The following is a 12,662-nucleotide window of genomic DNA, read 5'->3' on the forward strand; positions in this document are numbered from 1 at the left end:
TCACCTCTTACGCATATGATCTTCTAGCGCGGAAATATCCTGGTACCAGTCTTCAAGCTGGTGACCTTCCTGTTTATGCTTTTTCAACTTCTCCACTAGCAGTGCATCCAGATCCTTGAAAGGAATACCGAGCCTGCGGCCCAATATGTAACTACTCATAATCAAACTGGCAAGACTGTCCCCGATTCGAGTTGTACTGCCTTCCCATAACGCCTTGAATAATCGGGATACCTGATCAAGCACTTCGGTTTTCAGCCATTCAATCACTTTAGCGCGTTTGGCTACATCCAGTTCTTTAGGCATTTGGCGAAAGTCACTCTCCCCCGAAAAAGCTTTATTCTCCATTATAGCATAAAAAGAGGGCCCGCAAAATTACCCAAAAAGCGGAGAAGTTCTCCGAAACTGATGTCAGGTACTTATGCGGAGTCCTCCGTACATCCTATCGACATATAGATTGTAATAAAACGTTGACTGCGCCCTTCGTTCAGAACTTCTTAAGTTTAACATGATACTGGACAGCTGTGATTATCCCTGATGACACAATAATGTTTAAATTCGTTACAACCTTACTTGGTGTTGATCGACTCTTTGGCTACAATGCCCTCGCAGTACTCAATAATCTGACTCCGTCTGACAATACCAATGAAACGCTCCATATCATCGACCACAGGTACAAAGTTCTGAACTTTGGCCAGTTTAATCAGGTCTTCCATGTTGGCGTTAATGGATACTGGCTTCATATCCAAGCGAAGTGGAACATCTTTGAGTAAGAACTTTGAAGCGTTTTCAAACGAAATCTTTCCCTCGGAATCCTTCATATACCACAGTAAGTCGCCTTCAGTAACCGTACCCATATATTTGCCTTCTTTATTCAAAATGGGCACCGCCGTAAATCGATGATATTCCATCCGTTCCAACGTTTGCCGCAGCGTAGAATCCGACGTCACACACGTAACCTCTTGTTTGGGTAGCAAAAAAAATGCAATATTCATACCCTTACGTATCCTCCTTGTGAATTTCTTCGTTCAACTTATGTCGCTCAACTTATATTATACGGATCAAAACGCAGGATGTTCCAAAAGGCTCATCGGTCTCACCACAAAGAAAAAAAACAGCAGCCCGCGAATAAACGTACTGCTGATTGTGGTTTACAACAAATCATCGGTATGGAATTGGTTATTCAATCATTTGCCGGTCAGGGATCATTACTTCACCGGCTGGGGTCGATTGATCCATCCAGTTGTTAATCAGCTCTTTGGCATATTGGACATCTTTCTCGTCAGCCTGACCATAATAGATACCGTCTTTTTTCATCCCCTCACCCAGAATGGTGAAGCTTGAAATCTGCGGTTTCTCCTGAGTAAGCACTTGTTTAGCCAGATCAATAATGAAAGAAGCTCGCATATCCGTCTGGAAGCTGTCTCCCATGATCTGAATCAATTCTGGAATTTTGGCGATTTGATTCAAATTCAGCATCTCATTTGCCATCGCGTTGAGGAAAATCTGCTGCCGCTTGGTACGATTAAAATCGCTATCCTCACGGTATCTTACATAATACAATGCTTCCTGACCATCATAGATCGGCTTACCGCCTTCAATTGTAAATTGCACATGATCCGGGTTCTTGTTCACAATGTCCTCATCAATTGGCAGTTTTACACCACCAAGCGCATCAACCACTTTTTTGATTCCGTCGAAGTTGATCGTTGCATAATAACCCACATCAGCATCAAGAAATTTCTCCACCGTATTGATGGACATATTCTCCCCACCAAAAGCATAGGCATGCGCTAGCTTATCATAATCATCTTCGCCGTCCTTGTTCGCATCCCGTCCTACAATCTGCACATACGTATCACGTGGAATGGATACCAGAAGCACACGGGATTCCTTGGGACGTACTACAGCATAGATAACGGTATCGGAACGTCCACGCGTTTTCTCATAGGCGCGTTTGTCCGAACCGAGCAGTAACACGGAGAATGGTTCCTTACGGTATACCGTTGGATCAGGCGTATTGTTGCCTTCTTGCGGCACATAAGAGCGGGATAGCTGATCTTCTACCGAACCGGCGAGAAACAGATCAAATGCCGCTACAGCCAGTTGCTGACGGAACAAATAACCTCCGATTAACAAAACAACAAGTGAAACGAGCGTTATATATAGGCCTTTTCTTCTTTTCTTCTTCTTATCTTTAGTTCTGCTTTTCATCCATTGATTCCTTCTTCACTATCAAAATGATAATCCATAATACCAATTAAACGTCTGGGATCCCTAGTGACTCGGTGTTCTCTGCTCTCTCTCTGAAATCAAGACACCGCTTACGCTCGTTCTATTGTAATCATTGCAGGAGCAAGAAAAGTTACAATCCGGTTAAATTGAAAAGAACAGCGACTCCTTTTTAGTTTCAAAAGGTACACTGTTCTCTTCATTTTCACATGAGATCCTATCCGTTCGTGGATACACTTTCCACATGATGGCTCTTCTCTTTTTGACGCAGACGTCCCGTTATAAGCGCAGCTACCAGCGTAAGCACACTGAATGTCACCGCAGACCAGAAAAGGCCATTGTAACCCTGCCCTGTCGTTTGATGCACTGCCTGGAGCAACACATCACGGATACCTTCATCAGGAATCTGGGACAGGCCCTCTGTCAGACTGGAGACATCACTCCCGGATGCCCCTCCCGAGGCATATTGCTCAAGCATCTCCGGCGGCACCTGAATTCCTTTGTCAGCGAATCCTGCCTGAATGTTGGACCCCAGATTAGTGAAAGAACGTGCAAGGAATCCGGCAAAAATAGTAGGTGCAATAGCCATCGCCATCTGGCGGAATAACGAGCTGGTCGCTACCGCGATGCCTTTGTTGTTCTCCCCCGCCTGTTCTGTGACAAGTACGTTAACTGGCGCACCAAGCATCATGCCGAAGCCGATACCTACGAGCGTACTCGCGATGACAAATTGCCAGATATGCTCCACCCATAGTGGGAACAGCAGGAATCCAATGGCAGATAGCAGCCCCGCAACCGATAACGTCCAGATTGGCCCTTTGCGGTCAACGAGGTATCCACCTCCACCAGCCCCGATGCCGGATGCTAGCGCGAGCGGAGTAAACCAATACCCGGAAGCCGTATTGGATACGCCGAGATACTGCTCAACAAATCCGGGAATAAAGATCACCGAGGCCAGAATGGCTCCGGAGAAAAAGGCAATCAATAGCGTCCAGCGAAAGGACGCAATGCCCAGAAGCTGTGTTGATACAACAGGTTCACGTTCAGATCCTTCCAGCCTTTTTTCCATGAAATAAAAGAGCACCAGAATGATCACACCTGCCAAGAAAAAGCCGTAGAACATCGGTGATCCCAGACTTTGAAGCATGTTCACACCGTCCAGATTGCTGAAGCTATACATTAAACTGAGCACACCCAACGTTAGGACAGCAATACCGCTCCAGTCCACTGCTGCACGATTCAGTTCCTGCTCTTCCTGAATAAATCGAATAGCTGCAATGAATAGCAGAATGGCGATAGGTACATTGATCAGGAATAACCAATGCCAGTTGCCCGTAATGTCCAGTATAAAAGCACCGACATTCGGCCCCAAAATAGCGGCAACACCATTCATACCTCCGAGCAGACCCAAAGCTGTACCCTGACGCTCCGCCGGGAACTTGCTTAATACGTATGAGCTGGCAATGATAAAAATCCCCCCGCCGCCCAAAGCTTGAATGACACGAGCGATCAGGAAAAAGGTAAACGATGTGCTTAGCGCAACGAGCAGGGACCCGATCCCAAACAACGCCACTTCAATCAAAAATAGTTTCTTGCGACCATAACGGTCCGACAGCTTGCCCGCAATAGGTACACTCACCGCAAGCCCAAGCGTGTAGAGCGTAATTGTCCATGCCCCCCACGTTGGCGACACACCAAATGATGCATTTAAGGTGGTCAGTGAAGAGGTGATGATCCCGTTATCCAGTGCAGCCATAAATACCCCTATGGCAAACAGGATTAGCGGCCATTTCATTTGTTTTTGCATCACATGTTACCTCCCGATCAGATCGTAAATTCAGTATCGTACAGTTGGTTTGGTACATATATATTAAACCGGATTGAACAATAATGACTCACTGGTCATTTTAAAACAAAATAAATCTATATGTCAATTTAATAATATGGATATATGGCTTAAATTTACCTCTGATTCGATAAAATAGAGCTGCCACATGTTCAGTCGAACCTGTGAGACAGCCCTCATATCTTATCTAATGTACTAACGCTTACGTAATGCTTCAATGATCCGGTCTCGGTTTGTTTGACATGTGGATCATTGGCGCCCTGAAGGTCTCTTTGATGATGCCTATGTACGCCCTCTCATTTTGAGCCCGAAAACCCATAGTTGAATAACTTCCGTGTCTCCACAAAACGCCCTTCACGAGTATTTGTTCCAAATACAACTGATATCAGTCTTTTGCCATCACGTTCAGCTGTCCCCACAAAATGATAGCCGGAATCTTCGTCATACCCAGTCTTTAATCCGTCATTTCCATCGTAAGCATACGGCCCACCAATAGAGGACAACATCCAGTTCGTGTTACTCATGTACATCCCTTTTTGGTGCATTGATACTTGCATTTGACTGGAAATTCTTAAAATCTCGGGATGGTTATTCAGCAGATATCTTGCAAGCTTGCATGCATCTATAGCCGTCATTAAGGTCTGCCCTTGTATTTCCATCGGACGGTTAGGACCAAGCAGCTTTTCACTGAGGCCCGTTGAATTCGTGAATTGTGTATTCTCAGACAGTCCAATTTGAGTTGCTTTCTGATTCATCTGTTGCACAAACTTCTGCTCTGTACCACTGATATGTTCAGCCAGAGCGACAGTTGCATCATTGGCTGAATAGACAGCTACGATCTCGAACAACTCCTGAACGGTGAATTGCTCTCCCTGTTTCAGGGTCAGTTGACTGCCCCCCACGGAGCTGGCATACAGACTCACATTAACAAGATCATTCCAGCCTATATCACCATTGATCACGGCCTCCATCACTAGCAGTTCTGTCATCAACTTACTGACGCCTGCCGGGGCAATCTCTTCGGAGCCGTTAAAATCCATTAAGATCTGTTCAGAGTTCATATCCATTAATACTGCAGATTCAGCTTTAATTCCCGGTTTGCCTACCAGCAAGTCCGGTTTCACACCCAAATATATAATAAGCAGCAGAGCCAGGAGCATACCGGCCCGTTTCCACCATTTTTTCATAAGATGATCACCTCTTACCTATATAGACGAAGTGAAAAGGCATTTTGTCTGCACTTTTTTGAAAAAAAGTTAATTTTTTTTATTTTTCAGTTACAAAAAAACATGAACTCCATACACCCATGCCAGAGTGTACAGAATCCATGTTTTTAAAGACACTTTTTATTCATTTTCCCAGGAAAATTGTTCATTAATAATCTAGCAACCGACTTCTTAAAGGACCCCAATCCTTACAGCTGCTAATTTAAGAATGTATTACTCAGCTACAACTGCTTTGTCTGCATTAACTTGCAGGTCGCTCAGGTAAACGCCTGTTCCATCACCAATCGCATAGTTCATTACACGTTTGTTAACTGGTGCTACAACTGCACGATACAGTGTAGGGAATACAGGAACTTCATCTACCATGTATTGCTGCCATTGATTGTAGATCTCTTTACGCTTGTCTACATCGAATGCTTCAGCAGAGATACCTTGTGCCAGCAATTTGTCATTCTCTTCGCTGGAGAATCTGGAGAAGTTGTAGAGTGCATCGCGGCCATACAGACCAGATGGATCTACGTCAATACCAACGCCCCATGCTGCTTGATACACATCAATGTTCGGATCATCTTTACCTGTGTTACCTACACGGTCATAGAAGCTGTTGAACTCAACCATTTCCAGGTTTACTTTCAAACCAATAGCTGCCCATGATTGAACATAATAACGAGCCAATGGTTCAGCTGTGTCGCCACCTGTCATGGATACAAAGTTAATTTCGAGTGGTGTTCCATCCGGATTCGTACGGAATTCACCATCCAGTTTGTAACCAGCTTCGTCGAGCAATGCTTTCGCTGCTTCTGGATCATACGTTACACCCGGATTGCTGGCATCATGGAATTCTGGATGAGACGGTGGAATCAGGGTTGTTGCGTTCCAACGCAGACCATTATAGAAACGTTTACCCACTTGATCGTTATCCACGGCCATCCACATTGCTTTACGCAAGTTTTTATCGCCCATTTTTGCTTCAGCATTGCTTTTAACTTTTCCGTTCTCTTCATCCCACGTACCCAGTTTGAAACCGATGTACGTATAAGCACGATCGATTGTGCCCAGGAATTCTACGTTGGACAGGTTAGCATTGTCTTTGTATTGATCTGTCGGGAATGCATCTACGAGATCTACCCCGCCAGATTTCAGTTCTTGAACAACCGTTGTCGGGTTGATAACTTTCAGAGTTACACTATCCAGTTTTGGAGCTCCACGCCAGTAGTCATCGTTTTTAACAAAAGTTACAGACTCACCTGGAGTGATAACATCCACTTTAAATGGACCAAAACCAATTGGTTTTTCACGTACTTCTTTGGAAGAAGACATTTTGGCTACATCCATATCTCCGAAGATATGTTTAGCCAGTGGATACGTCCATACGCCACCTGTCAGCAGGGACGGAGTAGATTCTTTATACGTAATGCTGATTTGTTTGTCGCTCAGCACTTTAATACCAGAGATTGTTTTTGCTTTTCCAGCATGATACTCGTCCATACCTACTACACTAGTGAAGTTGGAGTCGTAACGTGGACCATCATACGCTTTGTTACCGATCACTTCATAAGCAAACTGCAGATCTTCAGCCGTTACCGGCTTGCCATCATGCCAGTTTACATTGTCGCGAATGGTCAGTGTGAACGTTTTGCCATCTTCGGAAGTCTCATATGTTGCAGCACCATCATTGGTGTACACATAGTCTTTATCCCAAGTCAGCAAGCCTTCATCGAACCATTGAAGAACCTGTGCATCCGGGTTACCGGAATAGAAGTTAAAGTTCAGTGTACCTTCAAAAGCAGTATCCGATACAAGTCCGAATGTAATCGATCCACCTTCGATCGCAGTACCTTCATTCGTTTTGACATTGTTGAAGTCTTCAATGGAGTAAACGCCCTCTTCATTAGCAGGTTTTTCCTCCGTTTTTCCCTCTTCTGTGTTGGAAGCTGGAGCTGGAGTAGCTGCTTCTTTCTCCGAGCATGCTGCGAGCACCAATACAAAGACCAGCATCATCGTGAAAAATAGTCCCCGTGAAAATAATCCCTTTTTCATGAACCTTTCCTCCCTTTTTTTAACCTCTTCTTTGTCTTGCATCAGTCGCACGCTTTAGGGCTTGACCGACATTATTTATACTCAACATCAATACCAGAATCAGTACCGATGCGGGTAGCCATATCCACCATCTGGATTCCAGGGTTTGCGGATTACGTGCATAACTTACGAGTGTTCCAAGACTGGGTGTGCTTTCCGGAAAACCAAACCCAAGGAAAGACAGCCCTGATTCGAGGCCAATGTTGGCAGCGAGATTCAATGTCATCGTTACGATGATAATGGAGCTCAGATTCGGAAGAACCTGTGAGAGCATAATCTTCAGATGAGAAGAGCCCAATGTTTTTGAAGCTTTTACATAATCCAGCTCCCGTTCCTGTAATGCTTTGGAGCGAATCAATCTGGCAATACCCATCCAGAGAAATGCCGTCATGATTAGAGAGAACGAGATGATATTGTATTTCGGTACTGCCGTAACAAACGCGATAACAATCATCAACATTGGAAGGATCATGAAGAAATCAACAACACGCATAAACAGATTGTCTATCATTCCACCGAAATAACCGGATAAAAGGCCAATTAAGATACCTATGAAGCCAGTCATTAACGTTACGATAATTCCAATGGTCAGGGAGTTACGTGTACCGATGACCAGTTGGCCAAATACATCACGACCTCCATAGTCCGTTCCAAGCCAATATTTTGCGGATGGTGGTTCATATAAGGCAAACAGATCCACGCGTACGATATCATCCTGATTCAGGATGAGAGACGTGCCATATACCAGCAACATGACCAAGCCCAAGAAAATGAGCGAGATTAGTGCCACCTTATCTCTGACAAGCTCCCTCCATAAAATACTCAAGCTGGAGGGGCTTTTATCAACCTTTTGTGAAGTTACAACTACCTCGTTGGCCTTGCTCATCTTGTTTTCACCCCGAAATCTTCAAGTTCTTACTTGATCCGTATGCGTGGATCTACAATTCCTAGAATTATGTCAGACAGCAATGCCCCGAGAATGGAAGCTACGCCATACAACAATACGAGTGCAGTCACAACGCTGAAGTCACGCAATGAGATGGAACTCAGGAACAACTGCCCCATACCTGGATAACTGAATATACTTTCGATAAATACCGTACCTCCGATAAGCCCTGTAATCTCATATCCGAAGAACGCGGCGATAGGTAATAGTGAGTTCCTCAAGATATGCCTGTTGTATATCCGGGATTCCGAGGCGCCTTTGGCTCTGGCAGTAATAACGAATTCCTTATGCTTGATATCAATGATTTCACTACGTAAATATTGAACCGTAGATACCGTTGTAATTAGTGCCATGGATAGTGCCGGCAATAATAGATGATAGAACTTACTCATCACGTAGCTGAATGTGCCTGGTGTAAGTCCTGGCGCAACACTTCCTCCCGTCGGGAACCAGCCGAAGTGGAATCCGAAGATCCATACCATCACCAGTGCAAAGATGAACAATGGTGCGGCAAAGCCCAGGTAGGTGTATCCCGTGATCAACCGATCAGACCAGGTATCGTTGTAACGACCACTGATGATACCCAGTGGAATAGCGATCAGGTAAGTCAGTACAAGTGTCGCCAGTGCAAGCCAGAATGTGTTTGCTACACGCTGACCGATCAGGTCCGTAACCGGCATTTTGAAACGGAAGGATTGTCCAAAATCACCTTGGATGGCGTTTTTGATCCAATCCCAATATTGCACGTACCAAGGATTATTCAATCCCAGTCTCTCTCGCTGGGCTTCCAATGCTTTGGGATCAACGCTTGGATCAAGCAATCCGGTTAGCGCGTCGCCCGGCATGGCCTTGGCCATCAGAAAGACCAAAAGACTAAGTAAAAATATCTGAGGGATCATTATGATAATTCTGCGTACTATCGTTTTCCACATATGGCCTTCAACCTTTCTGAGGTAGAGCTACTCGGTGAGTATCGGAAATGGATTTGAGCGAGTATGCAAGCCCTTCCTCATCAAAGAAATTTCGGTATGAATGTTCATACTCGGATTTGACCTGTTGACGGAAGGCTACCATTTCCTCTCGTTTGGTTGGGTCCATATCCGGAATGGCTGCAATAAGACGTTTGGTATAGATGTGTTGTGGATTCTCAAAAATATCATTTGTTGTGCCCTGTTCCACATATCGACCTTTATACATAATTCCAATCTCATCACACATATGACGGATGATACCCAGATCGTGACTGATGAACAGATACGTCAGATTTAATTCTTTTTGAATTTCCTGCATGAAATTAAGTACCTGAGCCTGGACCGATACATCGAGTGCAGATACAGGTTCATCCGCGATAATTAGCTTCGGCTTCAATGCAATAGCCCTTGCAATGCCGATCCGTTGACGCTGCCCGCCTGAGAATTCATGCGGATATTTGTAGATTGATTCCGGACTCAGGCCAACCTTTTCAAGTAATTCTCTTACTTGTCTTTTCTCCTCGGTAGCTGTCAGACGCTCATAGTTACGAAACGGCTCAGCGATGATATCAATAACCCGCTTCTTTGGATTCAGTGATGAATATGGGTCCTGGAAAATCATTTGTACATCCCGCTGGAGCTGCCTGTTCTTACGTCGCTCCGTAGCCAGATTTTTTCCGTTAAACAGAATCTTTCCGTCAGTTACATGATTTAGCCCGATAATGGCTCTGCCTGTTGTTGTCTTACCTGAACCTGATTCACCAACCAGACCATAAGTCTGTCCTTGTTGAATGGAGAAGCTAACACCATCAACAGCCTTTACACTGCCAATTTCCCGTTTAAGCAATCCACCGCGAATTGGAAAGTGTATCTTGAGTCCTTCTACTTCGAGTAATGCCATTATGTTATTCCTCCTCAGCTTTGGTCAGGGAAATGAAAGTGCTGGTAACAGGTACACCGTACCAAGTGACCTGGTGCAATTTCATGCATCTGTGGGTTCTCTTCATGAGCCGATTCACTAATCCATGGAATTCGGGCTTTGAATCTGCACCCTTTGCGAGGAAGATTTTTGAGTGATGGTACGATGCCTTGGATGACATGCAATTTGGATCTTTCTTCAGACAGGGTGGGTATAGAATTCAACAGTGAGCGGGTATATGGATGCTTAGCATCGTTCATCAATGTGAAGATATCTGCGATTTCAACAATTTCGCCTGCATACATAACTGCTACGCGATCAGCCATCTCAGCTACGACACCCAGATCATGTGTAATCAGAATAATGCCTGCGTTAATTTCATTCTTCAGATCACGGATCAGCTCCAGAATCTGTAGTTGAATCGTAACGTCAAGCGCCGTCGTTGGTTCATCGGCTATGAGTAGTTCTGGTTTGTTGGCAATCGCAATGGCGATAACAATTCTCTGTCTCATACCACCAGATAATTCGTGGGGATACTGCTTGTATATTTGTTCGGGACGTGGAATCCCTACCTGATTCAATAAGTGAATGACCTTTTCTCTCTTCTCTCTGGAAGACAGCTTGGACTGATGAAGTGTGAGAATCTCTTCAATCTGTTCACCAATAATCATTAGAGGATTTAGTGCGGACAATGGGTCCTGAAAAATCATGCCCATTTCTTTGCCACGTAGCTTGTTTAATTTGCTTGGGGAGATGTTGGCAATATCTTGTCCTTTATAGAGAATTTGGCCTTCAATCTTTGCTTTGTTATGCAAACCCATAAGAGAGAATGCAAAAGCACTTTTACCTGACCCGGATTCACCTACAATCGCCAACACTTCATTTTTCTTCACCGTAAGGTTAACGTGATCCACTGCTGCATAATAGTCATCTTCAATTCTGAATGATGTTGTTAGATTTCTGACTTCCAATAGCTCTGTATTCAAATCAATCACCCTAACCCCATAATTTCCGTAGATTGTATTCGTGTGTAGAGGAATGCATCCACTGTATATTTCCAAGTTCTTGAAGATAACGAACAATAGCTTATACAAAATACCAAATTGTTAGGAGAAACAAGCTTCAGAGACTTATATTTAGACCATTGGTCAATTAATGTTGATAATTCCTAGCGGAATTATATATCATAATAATTAATGTAATCATACGTGTAATTTTAGCTAACGTCAATGCTTATTTTGAGATTTTTGGTATAAATGTTTTTTATACTACAGATTTGGATATTAGTAATACTATAAAGGCGTATAGCAGGGAGTTTGAGAGATGTTATCTTGTTTTTCGCTGTGAGGTGAACATAGGCAATTGGTCAAAATAACATATACATAACATAATAGTTACATCTATTGTATGTGTATGATTTGATTTAAGTAGATATACTTAATTTTGCGTGAGGTAAATGTTACATATATGAGTGATGATTATATCTCGAACTATAGCTGAACTTTATTTAATCGGACTCGTTATGCTTACAATTGAAAAAATATATGCGATCAAAGTAAAAAATCTAGTTAATCTAGTATAGTTTTATTTATTTGCTAATGTAAAGACCAAATTGTCATCTTTTATCATTTATTTTACAAAAGAAAGAAAAAAGCCCTGCAAAATGCAGAGCTCATCTAATATTTATTCATTTAATTGTATATATAATACCCTTTACTGAGAATCAGGAGGTCTTTTACCACGTTTTAACTCATTGATACTCAAGCCAAAATCCATCTGCAAGTGAGGATAGTCCGGAAAGTTTGCCCAGTCTCCACCCCAAGTGAAACCTAACGCTTTGGCGAGATCCACAACTTCCATCCAGTCTGCCTTGCCATTGCCATTATCGTCACGTTCCATATCCCATACGACATCACCCTCAGGCGTCTTCAGTGCAAAATCAATTGCTAATCCATAGTTATGATATGACTCACCACCACGCGCATTCGTAACGATATTGCCTGCGCTTGAGCGTCCTTGGTTGAATAGTGCATCTTGCTCCTCGGAACTTCGGTAGCCGTGGGTGATAACAATCTCTATTCCACGTCTCGCTGCCTTACGTACCAATAATTTCTCATTCTCTGCTACCACAGGATGAAGGCCAATGATTGGCACAGCTTCTTGGATTGTTGACCCGGGCCACATGTTATCTATATCACCTTTTTGCTGTAACCACACATATATAATGGAAAGTAAAAGAGTAGCTATAATCCAGGTTTTCAGACTTCTCTTTTTTCTCTGTTTAGCTTTACGTTTTGATGTATTCATATCCACTCCTGGTGATTATTCTGAAATAAACAGCTATTCCTGCTGCCTGAACCTTTTCAGTAGATTAGACTCTATTATAATTCATTTGAGCCTTGAATGCTTCTATCACCATAGTATTGCACGCCTGTTGAATATCCTA

General features: G+C 43.5%; 11 protein-coding genes. All 11 read right to left on the minus strand.

The genetic code is table 11. The features are described 5' to 3' along the window. The gene (locus tag J7E78_RS15695; RefSeq protein WP_017691445.1) at positions 1 to 303 is read right to left on the minus strand and encodes a MazG-like family protein; all 303 of its coding nucleotides are present in this window, start codon (positions 301 to 303) and stop codon (positions 1 to 3) included. Positions 304 to 566: 263 nt separating this feature from the next. Beyond that, complete coding sequence (locus J7E78_RS15700) at positions 567 to 992, minus strand: CBS domain-containing protein (protein ID WP_215077177.1); 426 nt, start codon at positions 990 to 992, stop codon at positions 567 to 569. Positions 993 to 1,176: 184 nt separating this feature from the next. Further along, positions 1,177 to 2,211, minus strand: coding sequence for an LCP family protein (locus J7E78_RS15705; protein ID WP_215077178.1), 1,035 nt, complete (start codon positions 2,209 to 2,211; stop codon positions 1,177 to 1,179). 235 nt (positions 2,212 to 2,446) lie between these two features. Beyond that, positions 2,447 to 4,036, minus strand: coding sequence for an MFS transporter (locus J7E78_RS15710; RefSeq protein WP_215077179.1), 1,590 nt, complete (start codon positions 4,034 to 4,036; stop codon positions 2,447 to 2,449). Between the two features lie 335 nt (positions 4,037 to 4,371). Beyond that, the gene (locus tag J7E78_RS15715) at positions 4,372 to 5,262 is read right to left on the minus strand and encodes a D-alanyl-D-alanine carboxypeptidase family protein (protein ID WP_215077180.1); all 891 of its coding nucleotides are present in this window, start codon (positions 5,260 to 5,262) and stop codon (positions 4,372 to 4,374) included. A gap of 252 nt (positions 5,263 to 5,514) precedes the next feature. Continuing rightward, on the minus strand, positions 5,515 to 7,341 hold the full coding sequence (locus J7E78_RS15720; protein ID WP_215077181.1) for an oligopeptide ABC transporter substrate-binding protein: 1,827 nt from the start codon (positions 7,339 to 7,341) through the stop codon (positions 5,515 to 5,517). Positions 7,342 to 7,360: 19 nt separating this feature from the next. Then, on the minus strand, positions 7,361 to 8,266 hold the full coding sequence (locus J7E78_RS15725; RefSeq protein ID WP_036611941.1) for an ABC transporter permease: 906 nt from the start codon (positions 8,264 to 8,266) through the stop codon (positions 7,361 to 7,363). Positions 8,267 to 8,295: 29 nt separating this feature from the next. Continuing rightward, positions 8,296 to 9,258, minus strand: a complete 963-nt coding sequence (opp4B, locus tag J7E78_RS15730) for an oligopeptide ABC transporter permease (RefSeq protein WP_036611942.1) — start codon at positions 9,256 to 9,258, stop codon at positions 8,296 to 8,298. Positions 9,259 to 9,265: 7 nt separating this feature from the next. After that, complete coding sequence (locus tag J7E78_RS15735) at positions 9,266 to 10,198, minus strand: ABC transporter ATP-binding protein (protein ID WP_251035074.1); 933 nt, start codon at positions 10,196 to 10,198, stop codon at positions 9,266 to 9,268. A gap of 14 nt (positions 10,199 to 10,212) precedes the next feature. Further along, positions 10,213 to 11,202, minus strand: coding sequence for an ABC transporter ATP-binding protein (locus tag J7E78_RS15740; RefSeq protein ID WP_215077182.1), 990 nt, complete (start codon positions 11,200 to 11,202; stop codon positions 10,213 to 10,215). A gap of 727 nt (positions 11,203 to 11,929) precedes the next feature. Further along, entirely contained in the window at positions 11,930 to 12,523 is a 594-nt protein-coding gene (locus tag J7E78_RS15745; RefSeq protein WP_215077183.1) for a M15 family metallopeptidase, read from the minus strand. Positions 12,524 to 12,662 lie beyond the last annotated feature (139 nt).

The organism is Paenibacillus polymyxa (assembly GCF_018614975.1).
GTDB classification, from domain to species: domain Bacteria; phylum Bacillota; class Bacilli; order Paenibacillales; family Paenibacillaceae; genus Paenibacillus; species Paenibacillus polymyxa_E.

Coding starts and splice junctions, on each gene's coding strand:
- J7E78_RS15695 (WP_017691445.1), bottom strand. CDS start 303: ATGCCTAAAGAACTGGATGTAGCCAAACGCGCTAAAGTGATTGAATGG.
- J7E78_RS15700 (WP_215077177.1), bottom strand. CDS start 992: ATGAATATTGCATTTTTTTTGCTACCCAAACAAGAGGTTACGTGTGTG.
- J7E78_RS15705 (WP_215077178.1), bottom strand. CDS start 2,211: ATGAAAAGCAGAACTAAAGATAAGAAGAAGAAAAGAAGAAAAGGCCTA.
- J7E78_RS15710 (WP_215077179.1), bottom strand. CDS start 4,036: ATGCAAAAACAAATGAAATGGCCGCTAATCCTGTTTGCCATAGGGGTA.
- J7E78_RS15715 (WP_215077180.1), bottom strand. CDS start 5,262: ATGAAAAAATGGTGGAAACGGGCCGGTATGCTCCTGGCTCTGCTGCTT.
- J7E78_RS15720 (WP_215077181.1), bottom strand. CDS start 7,341: ATGAAAAAGGGATTATTTTCACGGGGACTATTTTTCACGATGATGCTG.
- J7E78_RS15725 (WP_036611941.1), bottom strand. CDS start 8,266: ATGAGCAAGGCCAACGAGGTAGTTGTAACTTCACAAAAGGTTGATAAA.
- opp4B (WP_036611942.1), bottom strand. CDS start 9,258: ATGTGGAAAACGATAGTACGCAGAATTATCATAATGATCCCTCAGATA.
- J7E78_RS15735 (WP_251035074.1), bottom strand. CDS start 10,198: ATGGCATTACTCGAAGTAGAAGGACTCAAGATACACTTTCCAATTCGC.
- J7E78_RS15745 (WP_215077183.1), bottom strand. CDS start 12,523: ATGAATACATCAAAACGTAAAGCTAAACAGAGAAAAAAGAGAAGTCTG.